General features: G+C 36.8%; 15 protein-coding genes. 3 read left to right on the top strand and 12 right to left on the bottom strand.

Annotated elements, in window-relative coordinates:
* Window positions 1–8: 8 nt before the first annotated feature.
* The 8 genes from GI584_RS05315 to GI584_RS05280 form a co-directional block, all read right to left on the bottom strand.
* A complete protein-coding gene (locus GI584_RS05315; protein ID WP_153790499.1) occupies window positions 9–983 on the bottom strand; it encodes a Gfo/Idh/MocA family protein in 975 nt (324 codons plus the stop codon).
* On the bottom strand, window positions 983–1,669 hold the full coding sequence (locus GI584_RS05310) for a hypothetical protein (RefSeq protein ID WP_153790498.1): 687 nt from the start codon (window positions 1,667–1,669) through the stop codon (window positions 983–985). Before GI584_RS05310 ends, GI584_RS05315 begins: the two co-directional genes overlap by 1 nt.
* 11 nt (window positions 1,670–1,680) lie before the next feature.
* Complete coding sequence (locus tag GI584_RS05305) at window positions 1,681–2,523, bottom strand: sugar phosphate isomerase/epimerase family protein (RefSeq protein ID WP_153790497.1); 843 nt, start codon at window positions 2,521–2,523, stop codon at window positions 1,681–1,683.
* A 136-nt stretch (window positions 2,524–2,659) separates the two neighbouring features.
* Window positions 2,660–2,794, bottom strand: coding sequence for an FAD-dependent oxidoreductase (locus tag GI584_RS05300; RefSeq protein ID WP_228552404.1), 135 nt, complete (start codon window positions 2,792–2,794; stop codon window positions 2,660–2,662).
* Window positions 2,795–2,811: 17 nt separating this feature from the next.
* Complete coding sequence (locus GI584_RS05295) at window positions 2,812–3,864, bottom strand: Gfo/Idh/MocA family protein (RefSeq protein WP_153790496.1); 1,053 nt, start codon at window positions 3,862–3,864, stop codon at window positions 2,812–2,814.
* A 180-nt stretch (window positions 3,865–4,044) separates the two neighbouring features.
* The gene (locus GI584_RS05290; protein WP_153790495.1) at window positions 4,045–5,049 is read right to left on the bottom strand and encodes a zinc-dependent alcohol dehydrogenase; all 1,005 of its coding nucleotides are present in this window, start codon (window positions 5,047–5,049) and stop codon (window positions 4,045–4,047) included.
* A 45-nt stretch (window positions 5,050–5,094) separates the two neighbouring features.
* A complete protein-coding gene (locus GI584_RS05285; RefSeq protein ID WP_153790494.1) occupies window positions 5,095–6,147 on the bottom strand; it encodes a dihydrodipicolinate synthase family protein in 1,053 nt (350 codons plus the stop codon).
* The gene (locus GI584_RS05280) at window positions 6,148–7,164 is read right to left on the bottom strand and encodes an NAD-dependent epimerase/dehydratase family protein (protein ID WP_153790493.1); all 1,017 of its coding nucleotides are present in this window, start codon (window positions 7,162–7,164) and stop codon (window positions 6,148–6,150) included.
* Window positions 7,165–7,447: 283 nt separating this feature from the next.
* On the opposite strand from GI584_RS05280, the gene GI584_RS05275 reads away from it, so the two are divergent.
* The gene (locus GI584_RS05275; protein ID WP_153790492.1) at window positions 7,448–8,806 is read left to right on the top strand and encodes a GGDEF domain-containing protein; all 1,359 of its coding nucleotides are present in this window, start codon (window positions 7,448–7,450) and stop codon (window positions 8,804–8,806) included.
* A gap of 273 nt (window positions 8,807–9,079) precedes the next feature.
* Here the strand turns inward: GI584_RS05275 and GI584_RS05270 are convergent, their stop codons facing one another.
* The 4 genes from GI584_RS05270 to GI584_RS05255 all read right to left on the bottom strand — a co-directional run bounded on the left by GI584_RS05270 (window position 9,080) and on the right by GI584_RS05255 (window position 13,305).
* Window positions 9,080–9,985 (bottom strand): Gfo/Idh/MocA family protein, encoded by a 906-nt coding sequence (locus GI584_RS05270; RefSeq protein WP_153790491.1) that lies wholly within the window; start codon window positions 9,983–9,985, stop codon window positions 9,080–9,082.
* Window positions 9,986–10,022: 37 nt separating this feature from the next.
* On the bottom strand, window positions 10,023–10,826 hold the full coding sequence (locus GI584_RS05265) for a carbohydrate ABC transporter permease (protein ID WP_100361696.1): 804 nt from the start codon (window positions 10,824–10,826) through the stop codon (window positions 10,023–10,025).
* A gap of 33 nt (window positions 10,827–10,859) precedes the next feature.
* A complete protein-coding gene (locus tag GI584_RS05260; RefSeq protein ID WP_228552343.1) occupies window positions 10,860–11,882 on the bottom strand; it encodes a carbohydrate ABC transporter permease in 1,023 nt (340 codons plus the stop codon).
* A gap of 178 nt (window positions 11,883–12,060) precedes the next feature.
* Window positions 12,061–13,305, bottom strand: coding sequence for a sugar ABC transporter substrate-binding protein (locus GI584_RS05255; protein WP_153792917.1), 1,245 nt, complete (start codon window positions 13,303–13,305; stop codon window positions 12,061–12,063).
* Between the two features lie 401 nt (window positions 13,306–13,706).
* Between GI584_RS05255 and GI584_RS05250 the strand changes: the two genes are divergently transcribed.
* Window positions 13,707–14,330: a YesL family protein gene (locus GI584_RS05250; RefSeq protein ID WP_153790489.1), complete on the top strand. Its 624-nt coding sequence runs from the start codon at window positions 13,707–13,709 to the stop codon at window positions 14,328–14,330.
* A gap of 316 nt (window positions 14,331–14,646) precedes the next feature.
* Window positions 14,647–17,430 (top strand): FIMAH domain-containing protein, encoded by a 2,784-nt coding sequence (locus tag GI584_RS05245; RefSeq protein WP_153790488.1) that lies wholly within the window; start codon window positions 14,647–14,649, stop codon window positions 17,428–17,430.
* The last annotated feature ends 403 nt before the right edge of the window (window positions 17,431–17,833 follow it).

Below are 17,833 nucleotides of genomic sequence, written 5' to 3'. Positions count from 1 at the left end.
CGTACTGTTTATAGATTTACTGCAGCTTTCTTTTCACTGGACTCATACGCTGCTAAAGCTACTTCCAATGCCTTTAAACCATCCCATCCAGAAATAGATGGTTCTCTTTTCTCTTCTACACATTTAACAAAATCCCGTATGAGGTCAAAATCCATATCATTCCCAAAAAAAACATAACTTAACGATTTAGACCTACTTGTAAATATTCTAAAATGCTCTTTAAATGCATCAGCCTTTACCGTCTGCTTTGTGCCAACGACTTCAATTGTTGCATCTCCCCAGATTGGATATTCTTTAAACCGGGACCAGCTGGCATCATGAGAGGCGACCACACCATTTTCAAATTTCAATGTGAGCAACCCTGCATCATCAATAGCGATATCATGAAAATAAGAGTCTACAATCGCATGTACTTCGGTAATTTCCTTTCCTAAATACCAGCGCATTATGTCAACCATATGTACTGTATGATCTAATACAGCACCTCCACCAGATTGCTGTTTATCGATAAACCAGCCCCCAGGATTTTGGCCTCTGTTCGTTGTACGAAAAGCAACAATGTCACCAAGTTCACCATCATCAATCATTTTTTTCAGCTGACGCATTGGTGAGCTGAATCTTACCGGAAATGCTGTTTGTAAAATGACCTTATTTTCGTCACAAACATTGATCATTTCTTGCGCATCTTCTACTGTTGTGGCGATCGGTTTTTCGCATAAAATATGCTTTTTAGCTTTTGCAGCATTTAAGACCATTTCTTTATGGCGAAAGTTTTCACTGCATATAATGACAGCATCCATATCCATAGCGAGAAAGGATTTCTGATCAATAAAATGCTTTGTATGATACTTTTCGGCTGCTTTTTTGCCTCTTTCTGAATCATCATCAAAAATGCCAACTAATTCAACATTAGGCATTTTCTTTAATCCATCGGCATAACTATATGCATGCATATGCGCGAAACTCATTATTCCAATTTTCATTAATGAGCACCTCCATCTACGAGCTGCTCATAGTTGGTCAATCTTTTGATTAAACTCTGATCCACTTTATGAGCATTATCAATAATGGCATCTACTGAATAAGTTAATGACGACTCTAATGAATTCATCGTTTCACTATCGAATTCCAGGATTGTTTTTATCCCACTCCACTCAAGTTCAATTCGTTCATCCTGATCAGAAAATGTATACTCCATATGTGCCATTGCTCCACCTCCAAAATCGACAGTGACTATTACATGATAAGGAGAAACCGTTTGATTTGTTTGTTTAACTTGTACATCCAGTGGTTCACCTAGTGACAGGGAAAGAACATATAAATCAGTAGCAATCAGCTTCTTATTATCATCATTACCCATGATTCTTCTTAACCGAAAAACACCTTTTGGTTTATTTTCCTTTTCAATAACCTCTTTTATTTTTTGAAAAAAGTGGTAATTTTCCAAATCAAAATATACATTTACCTCCTTTGCGGCATTTTCCAGGAGTAAGGTCGCCGGAATAAATATATTATTATTTTCATTTAAAACAGCATCCAGTTTAGTTTTACTTAAAGGGAATAATGCCGTTTCATTAGGTTCTGCCAGTTGTTCTACGGAATCTACAATGGTTCGTACAGTTGCCTGATAATCAATTTTATCTAACCTTGCAAATACAATATTCCCCATTCTTCTCCCTCCTACTGAAGTAAGTTCCTTAGACGATTGACCGCTTCTTCATTAGCTTCCTTAGCATCATCCTTACCTTCATATTCAATGGAAAGCCATCCTTCATAATTTATTTCTTTTAAACCTTGAACAATGTACGATAAATCTACCTCCCCATCTCCTGGAATGGTACCAATTAACTCGACATCTTTTGTAGAATGGAATCCTTTAATATCTTCGTCAGCTTCTTTTTCTCGGAAGTCCTTAAAGTGGACATGGACAATTTTATCTTTTAATCGGTCAAATGCCTGTTGAGGTTTCTCATGTACTAGTAAAAAGTTGCCTGTATCAAACGTGGATTTCACAAATGGGCTGTTTACTTTCTCAATAATTTCCTCAACCTGCTCACTCTTTCCAGCTAACAGACCATGATTTTCAATTGCTAAATAAATCTGCTCTTTTTCAGCAGCTTCAGCACATTGCTTCAAACTATCAACAATCCAGCCTTGACCATCCTCATATGTTAAGTCATCATGTATGTCGCCGCAAAATACACGGAGTATATTTGTATTTAACTGTTTAGCTATCTGAATAGCATCTTTTACTTTATTGACTTCTTTTGCACGATCTTCATTTGATTCTTTGACAAAATTATTCGTAACATCATAGGCGGAAACTTTTAAATTATGTTTTTTTAGTGCCATTGTCACTTGCTCAAGCTCCTTACTAATATCATCTTTATTCTGCCAAAACATATCGAGCAGTTCGACGCCATCCAGTGAAATGCGATGGGCATAATCGATAAAATCGACCGTTGACCACTTTTCTGCATTGACGGTTGAAATTAAACTGTACATGCTGACACTAATATTCATTATTAACCTCCTTGTGTATAGTTACATTATTTTGAGCATTCAAAGTTTTAGTTTTCTTAAGGATAGTAAAGTCGCCTGCCGCTTCCATAAAGACTCCTCACATTATTCTTCATAAAATTCATCAAGCCATTCAAGTTCAAACCCGCGGAGGGACTTCTTGTGATGTCACCTGACCGCCTAGCCAGTTAATCTCTTCTGTCAACAGCACATTCAGTCCACTTTCACAGATGGCTAGTGCTCCCGCACAACCACGAAAACCTCCGCCAACGATTACTAGTGAACTTCCATCTACAGATAAGTCTCTTTCCCACTTTTTGCTGATTCATAAACTGCGTTGAGCATTTTCATGACCTGAACTCCATCTGCAACAGGCGCGATTGTTTCTTTCCCATCTTTACAGCACGAAACAAAATGATTAATCTCATTCACAAAGGCTTTATGGACATCGAATGTGAGTGTATCCACCTGTGGTGTAACATTTAGAATGGTATTATTTTTCTCTGTAACCAGTGCTAACTCTGGTTCAATTTCAGCTCCGCCCTTATCCCCGTATAACTTAACATTTAATTCGTCTTTTTGAGCTTGTAAAGTAAAGCTAACATCTACAAAAAGAGATGCTCCATTTTCAAAACGGATTAATGCATTTGTTAAATCTTCTACGTCATTCAATGTCGGATCATAATCAGCTGCCTTGTAGAATGATAGATTCTGAATGTTACTCCGATTCCCTAATTTTGAATAGGTATTGCCACTGACTGATATTGGGCGAGGTTTTCCCATCATGTACCAGCAGATATCTATCATATGAACGCCTAAGTCGATTAATGGGCCACCACCAGATTTAGAGCTATCACTAAACCAGCCTCCAGGGTTACCAAGTCTTCTTAAACATGAGGCTTTAGCATAATAAATTTCACCTAATTGATTATTATCTATAAACGTTTTTAATAGCTTAACATTATCACCATGCCGTCTTACAAAACCAACCTGTAATACCTTACCAGATTTCTTAACTGCCGCTTCGATTGCTAAAGCTTCCTCAGTTGTCATGCTTAACGGCTTTTCTACCAATACATGTTTGCCAGCTTCCAGCGCTGCGATAGCAATTATTGCGTGCGTGTTATTCCATGTACAAATACTGACAGCGTTAATTTCATCATTCTGCAATAGCTGCTGGTAGTCACTGTACAACTGGGTTACTCCATACAATTTCCCTTTTTCGTTCAGACGGTTTTGATTGCTATCACATAAAGCAACTAATTCCACTTGCTCGCTTTCAAGATAAGGCTTAATATGAAATTCTGATATCGATCCTACTCCTATTACTCCAACTTTCAACATATAATTAGCTCCCTCTTTTGATAAATTAGTAAATACTGATTTCTGATGAATCATAAATACTGTAAACTAAGGAATCGCCAATAATAAAACTAGACTTTTTTTAAAAGTATATTCAGTCGGAACCTGTAACCCTTCATATTAGATACATATTCTACATTTAAATTTTCGATCCCTAGCACTTTATTTTGAGAAATTCATTACCTTTGTTAACATGGTTGATTTTTTATTTACTAGCTCATCAAACGCGGTAGATACATCGCTGAAGTTTACCTCTTCCTTTATAAAAGGGCTTACATTAATTCTTTTTTCGCTTACTAGTCTAATATATTCTGCTATATTTCTCCCTTCTGTCCAGCGAACAAATCCATATGGATAATCATTGGCTTCTGCCTCATAATTCTTATCGTATCTGCCTGGACCTCCTGCTCGGGAAATAAGAATTTGCGCTTCTTTGCTAAACATCAGGCTTCTCGGAAAATCTGGTTCAATGTCACCGACGATAACAACTTTTCCTTTATTTCTTATCCATTCAAGACTTTGTCCTGTTAAGGGTGATTTCTTTCCACCAGCGCATAGAAGTACAGCATCTGCCCCATACCCGCTGGTATCACTTTTTATAGCATTTTTCATGCCGTTAAGAGTAGAAAATGACTTTATATTCGTTTCTTCCTGTAGCATTGATGCCCGTTCTTCATGAATGTCATAAGCTATAACATTATAAGCAGAAGCATCTGCAATTTTTGCAATCATTTGTCCGAGTAATCCTAACCCTACAATAGAAACTGTCTCACCAAATTGAAGATTTGCAATCCGCAGTGCATGAATAGCAATCGCACCAATACCAGCAAGCGCCGCTTCTTTCGGTTTAACATTCGAAGGAATCCTTGCATACAGGGTTTTCGGAACTAATAAATAATCCGAATGCTGCACATAAGGAGCACCATAAACAGCAACTAAATCACCGACCTCTACATCGGTAATATCACTACCACACTCCTCGACTACTCCCATTGCACTATAGCCTAATGTAATTGGCCTATCGGTACTATTTTCAATAATTGTTAATTCAGTACCAGGTGAAATAATCGAGTACATTGTCTTTATTAATAAGTAAGAAGGTTTTACTGCCGGTAATTCATCCTCAATTATTTCAACTTGTTTGTTATTTGCAATAATTTTTCGCATTATTCTATTACTCCTTCCAGAAAAATTTTTTCAGTCATTATCTATTTAGCTGAACCACTTTGAAAGATTCTCTTCCACGAATTCATCATCATGTAAATGCGGGTATGCTGCATATACACGATTTATTTCTTCCCCTTGATTAGGTCCAAGATCTTCCTCTTCCAGTAAGCACCATCTTCCTTGAAGCAAACCTTGTCTGGCTAACACTTCATTAATCCCTGCAATACTTCCTTTAAAATTATTTTTAGCATCAAAGAAGGCAGCATTTATATCGGTAATCTCTTGTGCTAATGTTAAAAACTCACTTGGGATATGGTTATGATGCTGCACTTTTTTTATTTCATTAAATATTTCTACTGCTTTTTTTGTCCATACTGACCAGTGTCCCAGTAAACCTCCGACAATCCTCTTTTCTACTTTTTTGCCATCAACATTTACGTGGTAGACAGTTAGCAGGTCATTCACGATATTGTCGTCATTTCCGGTGTATAATGCAATCTCTGCATTTCTTTGTGAATTGCATACTGCCCTTACCACATCAAGTGAAAGGTAGCGATTAAACGGTGCAATCTTAATCGCATGCACATTAGGAATATCCGCAAATTTTTTCCAGAAGTCATATGAAAGAACTCTCCCTCCTACAGCGGGTTGAAGGTAAAATCCGATGACTGGGATGATCTCAGCTACTTTTTTTGTTCTTTCAAGCAATTCATCCTCAGTCAGAGACTGTAATCCTCCCATACTTACTAATCCAAGATCATAGCCAATTTTTTTAGCAAATTCCGCTTCTTTAACTGCTTGATGTAAAGGTCCGCAAATTCCAGCAATTTTAATAAATGAATTTGGTACCTGGGCCATTTTCATTTCCTCCATCGCAAGTTTTAACACTCTTTCAAATAAATCGAATGCAGGGTCACGAATCTCAAACTGGGTTGTGTGTACGCCAACTGCCAAGCCCCCTACTCCCGCATCAATATAATAGCGGGTAAGTGCTCGCTGGCTTTGTTCATCAAGCTCTCTTTCTTTTGTTAAAGCTAATGGATGAGCTGGTATAAATGCGCCTTCATGTAGATTGATTTTTACGGATTCTTTTAACATTTAAAATGCCCCTTGCCGCTCTTGGAAGTGAGTTGGTTTGTCATATGTAAAACCATCATTCATCAACCAATCTGCTGTCATGTCAATCATTTGCTGTATTGTTACTGTTGGATATCCAAATAACTTATGTGCTTGAGAGGCATTGTTTAATAATGCAGTAGGATTTTCCTCATTATAAAAGTTTGCAACTTTATTAAAACGCTTAGCAAATTCCTCTGCAAGCCAGCGAACTGATACTGTTTCCGGACCAGTTACATTTAATATTTTGGGTGGTGTTTCCGTATGTAACAATGCACGTATAGCGTATTCGTTTGCATCACCCTGCCAAATGACATTGACATTTCCCATTTCAAGATCAATGGACTGTCCGTGATACACTTGTTTGGCGATTTCTAGTAACACCCCATATCGGAGATCAATCGCATAATTTAATCTGAATAGCAGCATCGGTGTTTTATTTTTATGTGAAAAATAGGTTAGTACACGTTCTCTTCCTAAACAGGATTGTGCGTATTCCCCAACTGGATTAACAGGTGTTTCTTCAGAGCAGCTACTGCTTAATACATTTACGAATGGATATACATTCCCAGTTGAAAACACTACCATACTCGAGGCAGCAAACTTTTCTGCAAGCGTACCTGGTAAATATGCATTCATTGCCCAGGTGAAATATTCATTTCCAACCGTACCAAACTTATTGCCAACCATATAAATAACATTTTTGACAGTTGGGAGTGATTGAAGGTCGGACTCATCTAACAAATCAGCTGCAATTGTTTCGATACCGAATTCTTCTAGTTCTTTTTTTAATGAACCAGAAGAAAATCTTGATACCCCAATTACTTTTTTATTTAAACCGCCTTCATCTATAGCCCTTTTCGTTAATTTTGCCATTGTCGGGCCCATTTTACCGCCAACACCTAATATCATAATATCACCTTCCAATTTTGAAAGGTCTTTAATTAACTCCTCCGATGGTTCAGTCATTAACTTTTCTAGCTCCGAGATTGTTTTCATAAAACTACTCCTTTTTAAATTATGTTTTTTTCTTTCGATTGAAATTTTTTACAATATATTTATTAGTCTATGAATAACCTTATTAAAAGACAAGTCTTGAATGTGTCTTTATTAGAAACGCTCTAAAAATTAAACTAGAGTTGAATTTTGACAAATTTGATTCTTAAAAGTATTATAGATACATTAACTATTAAAAGACATGTCTATTCAATTGTCTGTTTGTATTTAAGGTATTCGCCATTGAATTCAGCTTAAATAAAAGATTTTTAAGGGAGATGTCTATATGCAAAGTAATAAACGTGTTCATGATAGCTCTGAAATTAATATTGGCATTATTGGATCAAAGTCTCTCATAGACCAGACCAAAGAAACGTTAAAATCCTTTCCAAACTTCAAACCCGTCTTTGGTGTTATTGAACCTGACACCGCTATTACAGATTTAGCAATAAAGCTAATGGATGGTGTTGATGTATTAGTTTTTACAGAGTATCATTTATACAATCTTGCCAAGCAGTCAATAGATTTTTCAATCCCTGTTCATCATGTCCCATTGATGGGTACCGGACTGTATAGGTCATTATTCCTTATTAAAAACCGCTACGGTTTAACACGTTTATCAGTTGATACCATTGAAGAAAAGTATGTCATAAAAATCCTCGCTGAGTTAGGAGAAGAAGACTATAAACTTAAAATAATTCCTAACCACTCGAAACCAAAATTGATTGAAGACATTATAAACTTCCACATTGATAACTATAATTCTGATGGCTCTATTGCACTTACAGGTATACAGGAAGTTTCTGTTAGATTATCAGAAATGAATATACCTAACGAATGGGTAACACCTACACAACAGGACATGATTGTTTCCTTAGAACGTGCTTTACTTGCAACAAAAACCCGTCGAAACAAAGAATCGCAAATTGTTTTTGGGTTAATAAATGTGGACAATTTTAAGAGAGTTACAGAAAAATATACATCGGAACACGATGTACAATTACTAAAATTAAACATTCAACAAATTCTCCTTGATTACATAAAACAGCTTGATGGCCATCTAATCAATCTCGGTGGCGAAGAATATTCATTTATCACGACGCGTGGCATATTTGAACGAGAAACCAGAGGGTATAAGTTCATCCCCTTACTTCAGGATACAAATAATGCCATTGGCATAACGCTAAGTATTGGTGTTGGCTTTGGAAGTACAGCTGCTGAAGCAGGCAGCCATGCACGATTAGCATTACGTCAATCCAAGGAACTGGGTGGTGATGTATGTTATATTGTTAGGGAAGATAAGAGTGTTCTAGGACCAGTTGATATTACTACCCACACACAATACGAGCGGTATGATTTAGCTATTACAGACGCTAAACTATTAGAACGAGCTGAAAAAGCTGGCATGTCTGCATCCTATATGACAAAGCTAATGGCTCGTGTTGCCCGGTACGGAATCATCGATTATACTGCACAGGAATTAGCATCTACCCTCAAAATTACGATTAGAAGCGCTCATCGTATCCTGTTAAAATGGATGGATGCCGAACTTGTAGAGATCATTGGCGAAGAAAAAGTAACGTATAAAGGGAGACCTCGCCGGATTTATCGACTCACTTTTATAACGGAAGAACAATTAAAATAATGGTGTATCACCGCTCGAAGTTGGGCTGAGGCATCCTATCCAACTGGCAGGAAACTGCTAAACTGATAGTCTTTCAACCATAGCTGGCTCAACTTCGTATCCGACGCCTAACCCACTAGGAAGTAATACTTCGTGATGTTCGTACTTAGCCTACCTTAGAGGGATCATTCGCCAAATAACAGGCCATTCAACTCCTTGGATGTTGATCCCCTAGAGTGTAGCAACTAGGCACACGCTTAAAGTCCTAACGATTATACCATTTATTACCTACTATTATATTAAAACCTGTTTTCCAGTAATTCTGCTTTCGTTTGCCGCTTCAATAAACCGAATAACCTCTCTGGTTTCGGCTAACGAAACTCTAGGTACTCCATCCTGAAAGAAATCCATTATTTGGGCTAGTAAACTAGCATAATAAGGCTTTTCTGCAGCAGTTACATCGACATATTCCGTCCCCTGTTCAAAATGAATTAATGCTCCAAATTGATTGTTACCTTTGCGATTCCCCCGGATAGTTCCCAGTAGCCCATCGTGTCGCTGCCCTATAATTACATCATGGTCATCGTTCGTTATGGTGGTTACATACTCGAAGTCCTTACCTAAAATTACGAACAGCATTTCAACCGAATGAATGCCATACCAAAAAAAGCCCGGCTGTTTCACCTGCATTTCCATCGGACCGAAACAATCAGCACCTATTATTTCTCCTTTGTCAGACTTTGATAGTATCTCAATTAAATTGTCCGCATAACGAAGAGCAGACGTACTCATAACTGGAGTTTGATAAACTGAAGCTAGTTTTACCATCTCAGCGGCCGTTTCCGTCTTTAGGCTAAAAGGTTTATCAATAAAAATTGGTTTCCTATAAGAAATTACTCTTCGCAACTGTTCTAAATGAACTCTTCCATCTACTGACTCTAATAAAATTGCATCACTTTTTTCCGCTACTTGTTCAATAGATTCAGTAATTTTGACATTAAATATACTTCTAAGCTCGTTTGTAAAACCCTCCACGCGTGAAATACTTAGATCAAAATCAGGTGAACCTCCAGGAAAAGCTATTACAACTTTCCCTCCAGGGACATGATGTTTTTCTGAAGGGTCATTAAGTAATTTTGTAAAAACTACAGCATGTGAAGTATCTAATCCGATAATGCCTACCTTCAAATTGCCTGACATTTTTCCCCTCCTTCCAGATTAGCAATAATATCTTTTACTACTTTAAGCCCGACATCTGAATTCCCTCAGTAAAATAACGCTGAAAGAACAGGAATATTATAAAGGTAGGAACAAATGAAAGTGTCGATCCGGCCATTTCTATCCCAAAATCACCTTCTTTCCCGAGCAGCGAGGCTAAACCAACTGTCACAGGAAACATCTCTTCCTTCGTCATATAAATCAAAGGCTGGAATAAGTCATTCCAGTTTGAGATAAACGAGAATGTTCCTACTGTTGCAACTACTGGTATCGATAGTGGCAAAATAACCTTGAAGAAAACTGTAATATCATTAGCACCATCTATGCGTGCCGCCTCTTCCAGGTCATTCGGGATATTTTGCAGGAATTGCCGTACCAAAAACACACCCATAATCCCCCAAAGTTCGGGTACAATTAAAGCCCAGTACGTATTGATCCAACCGAAATCTGCAAACATAATATATTTTGGAATAATTAGCAGCTGTTGCGGAATCATTATTACGCCCATAAACACCCAAAAGATTACTTCCCTGCCCAGAAATTTTTTCTTGGCAAAAATATATCCCAATACTGCACAAAAGAACATCTGACTGAAGACAGGAATGATGGTAATAACCAAGGAATTAAAAATCCACCTCAGAAAAATTCCGTCATTAAACAGATAGATGTAGTTACTAAATGTAGGATCTTCAGGTATCCAAAAAAGCGGATCCAGCAAAGCATATTTCATCTCTTTAAATGATCCCAGAGCCATAATAATAAACGGCAGGAGAAAACAAAAGGCTAATAGGAACAGTGCTGTATATGTGATCGTTTTTTTCAATTCTCTAATCTCCCTTCCTGTAAGACCTGCTGATTAATAATAATTCGTCTCTTGTCCCAAATACTTTCTTTGGATTAGTGAAATAACCAAAATTATAAAGAACAATACATAGGATAAAACAGCACCATAGCTTAAGTTAAGACCAGCAAACCCTTGTTGGTATAAGTAGAATACAATTGTCGTTGTTGAGTAATTTGGTCCTCCACCTGTAAGTAAAAATGTGGAATCGAAAATCTGGAAGGAACCTATAGTTGTAATAATGGCCACGTAAAAATGGATCGGCTTTAGCAACGGAAAGGTTATTGTCCAAAATATCCGTAAAGGAGTTGCTCCATCTATCCGTGCTGCTTCATACAGTTGTCTATCAACTGATTGCAGCCCTGCAAAATAATAGATCATTGTACTTCCGGCAACCTTAAAGATACTTAATCCTGCCAACACCATTAGAGCCTGACCAGAGTCTGCTAAAAATAATTGAGTATCTATTCCAAGGAAACTTAACAGATAGTTCACCATGCCTGATTCTGTACCTCGGAATAACCATCCCCAGATACCAGCTATAATTACAAAGGATGTAACTACTGGTAAGAAAAAGATTCCTTTAAACAACCCTGCCGCTTTCACCCCTGAGTTAATGATTAAAGCTAAGATCAATCCAAGTGCCATAGTAGGTACGATATAATAAATGGAAAATAGTATGGTATTCCAAATTGCTCTCCAAGCTAATTTATCATTTATAAACGCTATCCAATGTTTAAATCCCACAAATTCTGGATCACCAATTACTTTCCAATCCATAAATGTCAGAACAAAGCTGAACGCAAATGGGAATACTTGAAAAATCAAGAAATGAATTAATGTAGGTACAAGAAAAATATATACAATCGCATTTCGATCCCATTGCTTTTTCACTCTTTCTTTAAATGGCTGCTTTGGCTTATTGAAATTAGAATAACTATCTTTATTTCTCTTCAACCGGTCTTTTAAAGAGAGATTCTTTTTATAATGGTATTCCATTTCTTCGTTGATCTTATCTACATTATTCAGTGTAATCACCTTATTTCAATTGTAAGTTATTAACAGAGAATTTGACTAAAATTCTTTTAGTAAGGACAATGGTTCATCAATTGCAGTGGACAAGACGTTGCATGGCTTCTTTATTTAATAACAATAAAATCTGAAAATATCCATTACTAGAAGCATCAGCCAAACTCCCTGTTCTATCTATACCATATTATTTGGCAATTTCAGCCTCTATAGCTTCTGCTGCTGCATCTGCAGCCTCTTGTGGAGTTTTTTCTCCTTCCATCATCGTTTGCACTTCAGCTTGGATCATCGGCATTATGTTACGCCCCTTTGGATGAATCACTCCAGGTAAAGCATATTGTGTGTATTCTGATAGTTGTTTTAAATACTGCTGATCATCAAAAATATTTTTTGCAGATTCCCTAGTAGGGATATATTGAGTGATTGTATTAAATTTCCTTTGATTTTCTGCATTGGTAACTGTCTTTACAAATTCTGCTGCTGCATTAGGATTGTCACTATTTGTTGGAACAACGAACATCCCTGTGGTACCGTATGTTTTTTGCTCCTTATTTTTAAGAGGTGGTGCAATCACGAAATCCAAACCACTTTCCTGTAAATTCGTTAATGAGATGCCTGAACCCAGTACAGCTAACATCTCTCCCGCATTCCAAATTGCGTCATGATTCATAGCAGTAATTGAATCTTCAGGAATCCAATTTTTTTCATACATGTTATTGACGAACTCAAAAGCTTTTACACTTTCCACATTATTTATCATTACTTCATCATCTTCTGTTATAACTTTTCCACCTGCTTGCCAAATGAAAGGATATAATGTTCCATTCATGGATCCTCCGCCTTGATAGCTATATGCATAGTATCCTTCTTCTTTTGCTGCTTTTGCCCACTCTTCAAATTCACTCCACGTTGTTGGTAAATTTTCAGGATCCTTACCAATCGCTTTAACTACATCAACATTGTAAAAAAAGGTATATGCTTCCTGCAAAATTGGTAAGCCATACGTTTTATCCTGCCACTTTGTTGAAACAAGTGCACTATCAACAAAGTCATCCATTTCATTGTCTTCCAAATAGGGATCAAGCTCTAATAACATTCCCTCATCTGCATATTGGGGCATTTGATCCGGGATAGCGTAAAATACGTCCGGGCCATTATTAGCCGCTAGAGCAGTAAGTATTTTCTGGTCCCTATTAGACCAAGGAATTGTTTCAATAGTTACTGTTGCATCGAATTCTTCTTCATAAGATGCTACGATTTCCTCCCACATAGCTTCTTCTGCATTTGAATCTGATGTGTATGGATGAACCCAAACCGTTATTTCCCCAGATATTTCTTCTTCAGTTGCAGAAGTATCTTCATCCGAATTACAGGCTACTAATACAGCTCCCAAGATAATAAATAATACAAGAATGCTAATTTTCTTCTTCATATTAATTAAACCCCTCTCTTTTTCATTAATTTGTTTCATGAGATACGAGACACTGTTTTAAATGGACAGACACCACCTTAGAATCCCCGCATAATTATTCGAGATGTAATTTATTGTATAATCAGAAAGCGCTATCATTTATGCGGAAATAGATTTTTTCAGCAGCAAACACTTTACAAATTTTTTAGAATATCATTGCCTTGCTATTTTATTCTATGTTCTTTTTCATGTAGAGACAAGTCTCTAAAGTGTCTTTAATAAAATGAATTTTTACGGAGTGAGACAATTGAGCATTTTAATCTTGTTGACACGATTTTGGGACACCCATATAATGAATGAAAAAAATAGTAAGTTTGTGGAAAACAATAATATGCTTCTAGCTTAAATAAAGGGGGAATTATATGACATTCGGTGGGTGGGTAAAGTTTAATACCGCTGCTATTTGGATGATTAAATTGGCTTACATAAATATACTCTGGATATTATTTACCATAGTAGGACTAGTGATTTTCGGACTGTTTCCGGCTACAGTGGCCATGTTTACGATTGTCCGCAAGTGGATACGCAAGGAGAATAATGTTAAAATCTTCCCTGTATTTTGGATAGTTTTCCGTACGGAGTTTATAAAGGCCAATGGCTTCGGTTTATTATTTATTCTTATCGGTTACATCCTGTATTACGACTTTACTTTTCTTCAGCTAAACGATGGTAAGTTGGTTTATTTACTTCCTGTGTTTATTTTCATTCTAGTTTCCTACGCTGTTACCTTGTTATTTTTCTTTCCAGTATTCGTGCATTTTGATCTAAGATTCTTTCAATATATCAAACAATCTTTTTTAATTGCCATAACCTCCCCAATTGAAACACTATTAATTGCTGTATCGATTATATTAATATATTTTGCAATCACACTTCTTCCAGGAATGATTCCGTTATTTAGCGGTAGTGTAATAGCAGTTGTGATAACCTGGACTAGTTTTAAAGCTTTTAGGAGAATTGAGCGCAGGAAAGATTCAACCTCATAGGTTGGATCTTTTTCAATATTTTATGTAGTACATTTTTCCCAATCAACATAAGGACTCTTAAAAGACTTGTTTTAAGCCGTTACTTAGCTAAAAATATTATTAGAAACAAAATTGAAAGCGCTAACCAAGAAGAATCAACAACCGAAGTAGTAAAATCCAATAATCGGAGGTGAATAAAGTTAAGGTTTAATTATTAACAATCGATTAAAGAACTTACTGAATCTCCAAGTCTTAATTTCTAAAGCAGTAGAGTTTCACATGTGAAGTAAAAGGGATTATACATTCATAATATCATAATAATGAGGAGAGATATTAAATGAAAGATCAGCCGATTTCAAGCAAATGGTACTATTTAATAGCGAGCTTATTAGTACTTGTTTTAGCAGGATTTCCCTCCCTTACACTAGCAGAACCGGAGCAGGATGCAACAGAACTTGCTAACACTACTTACGGGGAACCTGAACAATTATTGGCACCGCTTACAGGAACGGTTAGTATCTTCGATGGGGCCGTGGGAAAAGAAGATGGTCATAACGTCATGTACACTACAGCTAAAGGCATACCTGCCGAACTAAATGTAATTGATTTGGATAATGATGAATTGCTAAGGACAATTACTCTTGATGGTGCCGAAAGTACATGGGCACATGAAGTAACAGTCGATGGTGACTTGTATATAGCTACTATTGGCGGAGGTGCAAAACTTTGGAAGTATTCCCCTGAAACAAAAGATGCAAAGGTTATTGCTACCTTCCCAGGTCAAACTTTCCCTTATTCGATAACATCGGATGCTGAAGGAAATGTATATGTAGGAACCTACCCTGGAGGAAACGTTTACAAATTTAATACAGAAAACGAGGAAGTTACAGATTATGGAAAAATGATCAATGAGTCTTCAAAACAATATATTCGATCAATCGCTTATATTGAGGGAAATATTTATGCCGGAACTGCTAAGGACAAAATAATTAAATATAATGTTGCAACTGGAGAGAAATCAGATATTGCTGCATCTTTAGATGAGACAGGCACCGTATACGACATGGATAGAGTGGATAATCGCTATTTGTTTATCAGGTATAAAAACACCAACAATGGCTACATTTATGATACACAAACTCAAGAGTGGCTTGATGTTATCGTTCCAAACGTAAGAGGTTTGCATGTTGAAGAACAGTCATATAATGGATTAGTGTATTACATGACACAAGATGATAAGTTCATGTCAATCGATTTAAACACACTGGAGATAAGTGACACAGGTATGAGATATAACAGTGGCCTGCGAGGAGCTGATTGGGTAGAATTAAGCGACCCCGATCTACCTGGTAAAAGTCTCGTTACCATTAACTGGAGTGGAAGTGTAACAATATTTAATATAGAAACTAATCAGGTTATCGAGCGCCCTTCTTTAGTACCAGGCACGCCAGCAATTATGAATAAAATAAAGAGCGGTCCAGATGGAAATATATATATTAGTGGTACACAAGCAACAGAGGGAGCTATCTATAATCCAATTGACAATTCGACTGTCTCTTTTAATTTAGGACAGGGGGATAGCATCAATTATGTTGGAGATAAAATGCTATTTGGTGTTTATCCTGGGGCAAGAATTTTTGAATATGATACAAAAGAAGAACCAGGTGAAAATAATCCTAAACAATTGTTCAAAGTTGGAGAAGATCAAGATAGAATCAGTGATATAACCAGCGGAGATGGAAAGACGTTTATCGGTAGTATTCCCGATTATGGCAAGTTAGGTGGAGCTCTGACCATATATGACCAAACTGGGGAACAAACCAACCCAACTGTTTATCGAAATATAGTAGAAAATCAAAGCATTGCTAGCATAGTCTATAAAGATGGTATTATTTATGGTTCCACGACTGTTAACGGCGGTTTGGGAATAGATCCAGTTGCTGAACAAGCCAAAATTTTTAAGTGGGATGTAGAAAATGAACAGAAAACAGAAGAAATATCGTTATCAATCGAAGGTATAGACAATCCTCAAACGATTGGCGACTTAACCTTTAATAAAGATGGTTTATTATGGGGTGCTGCAAATAACATTATTTTTGCCTTGGATCCCGACACGTTAGACGTTGTAAAAAGCAAAAAGATTTATCCTGATGGGGCTCTTAATTACAGTGACTGGCAAACGATTGATCTAGAATGGTCAAACGGTATACTATATGCAAAGTTTGATAATAATCTAACTGCCATCGATCCTGAAACCCTAGTCAGTCAAAAGATCACGGAGGCTAAATCTTTTACTATAGGAGTTGACGGAAACATATACTATTCTCTTCCGTCTAATCGAACATTTCTTTACAAGGTAGAAGTAACCAGTGTAAATCTTGTACAGGAAATTATTGACCGTTATCACGCATCAGAAGATATCAAGCAACCCGTCTATGCTGAACTGACTAATAAGTTAAAACAAGCGAAACATCATTTAAAACAGGATAAAATAAACCAGGCGGTTAAACATCTAAATGACTTAATTAAATACCTGAACAAAGAATCTATATCTGAATTCATTTCAAATGACGCAAAGAATATATTGAATACTAAAGTCGAAAATCTTATAGAAACCTTATTATCTGGAGAAGAGCAACCACCACGGAATTTCGAAGCGTTAATAAACCCCGACTTTGAGGAACCTTTGACAGATGAGACTATCCCCGGATGGACATCTGCATTTCAAGTAGATGAAGAGCATTACTACGAAGTTACAGATGAACGCAATTTCAGTGGTAACAACAGTTTGAAAATTGAAGATACTGTAAGAACTGCATCTGTTGCACTATACAGTGATAAAATAGATGTTGAACCTGGTGTTGAATATACAGCAACAACCCAAGCCTTCACTGAAACAGGTTCAGCAAGCTTTCTATTACGCTTTTATGATAATGATGGGAACCAAGTCGCTAATTATGCCAATCATTTTGAAAGCATGCTTGGACAATGGGAGGAAGTTATGACGCAAGGTGTAGCTCCTGAAAATGCTGCATATGTACGTATTTATGCATATACAACAAGCTATCAAATAGGGACCGTTTATTTCGATAATATTAAACTATGGACGAGCCAGGAGTAGAGAAAAATTAACTAAAAAACACTTGACTAGAGTTCAGAAGAGGCTGGGACAAGTCCCCAGTAATTTAAATGAGTGTAACGCTCCAATAATGAACTGACCCTATCAAGTAGACAGTGGAAACATTAGAAATAATTTAAGCGATTTTAGCTCTATATTCCTTAGGGCTAAAACCGCTTAGTCTATTTTGGTAGTGATAAGCGGATTGCATGCTTTCTGGCGTTGTTTTTACCAAAACCAGCAGGTAAAGATAGGAGGGATATTTTTCTGTTTAATCCCATATCTATTAATTCTAACAATCTAGGACGTAGTACCAGCTCTGTTGTATTGTTAGCATATTAAACTTAGTAAAGCCCATGTTTATCACTTGGATATAAAGGGTACATATTTATATAACCCAATTCCA

The organism is Gracilibacillus salitolerans, assembly GCF_009650095.1.
Lineage (GTDB): Bacteria > Bacillota > Bacilli > Bacillales > Amphibacillaceae > Gracilibacillus > Gracilibacillus salitolerans.
Note: the sequence above shows the minus strand (reverse complement) of the source record. Positions and strands in the feature narration are given on the sequence as shown.

Bases quoted from the DNA above. Each gene is read 5' to 3' on its own strand.
- GI584_RS05255 (WP_153792917.1), bottom strand. From the start codon at position 13,305: ATGAAGAAGAAAATTAGCATTCTTGTATTATTTATTATCTTGGGAGCT.
- GI584_RS05270 (WP_153790491.1), bottom strand. From the start codon at position 9,985: ATGTCAGGCAATTTGAAGGTAGGCATTATCGGATTAGATACTTCACAT.
- GI584_RS05275 (WP_153790492.1), top strand. From the start codon at position 7,448: ATGCAAAGTAATAAACGTGTTCATGATAGCTCTGAAATTAATATTGGC.
- GI584_RS05315 (WP_153790499.1), bottom strand. From the start codon at position 983: ATGAAAATTGGAATAATGAGTTTCGCGCATATGCATGCATATAGTTAT.
- GI584_RS05280 (WP_153790493.1), bottom strand. From the start codon at position 7,164: ATGAAAACAATCTCGGAGCTAGAAAAGTTAATGACTGAACCATCGGAG.
- GI584_RS05305 (WP_153790497.1), bottom strand. From the start codon at position 2,523: ATGAATATTAGTGTCAGCATGTACAGTTTAATTTCAACCGTCAATGCA.
- GI584_RS05250 (WP_153790489.1), top strand. From the start codon at position 13,707: ATGACATTCGGTGGGTGGGTAAAGTTTAATACCGCTGCTATTTGGATG.
- GI584_RS05295 (WP_153790496.1), bottom strand. From the start codon at position 3,864: ATGTTGAAAGTTGGAGTAATAGGAGTAGGATCGATATCAGAATTTCAT.
- GI584_RS05290 (WP_153790495.1), bottom strand. From the start codon at position 5,049: ATGCGAAAAATTATTGCAAATAACAAACAAGTTGAAATAATTGAGGAT.
- GI584_RS05285 (WP_153790494.1), bottom strand. From the start codon at position 6,147: ATGTTAAAAGAATCCGTAAAAATCAATCTACATGAAGGCGCATTTATA.
- GI584_RS05245 (WP_153790488.1), top strand. From the start codon at position 14,647: ATGAAAGATCAGCCGATTTCAAGCAAATGGTACTATTTAATAGCGAGC.
- GI584_RS05310 (WP_153790498.1), bottom strand. From the start codon at position 1,669: ATGGGGAATATTGTATTTGCAAGGTTAGATAAAATTGATTATCAGGCA.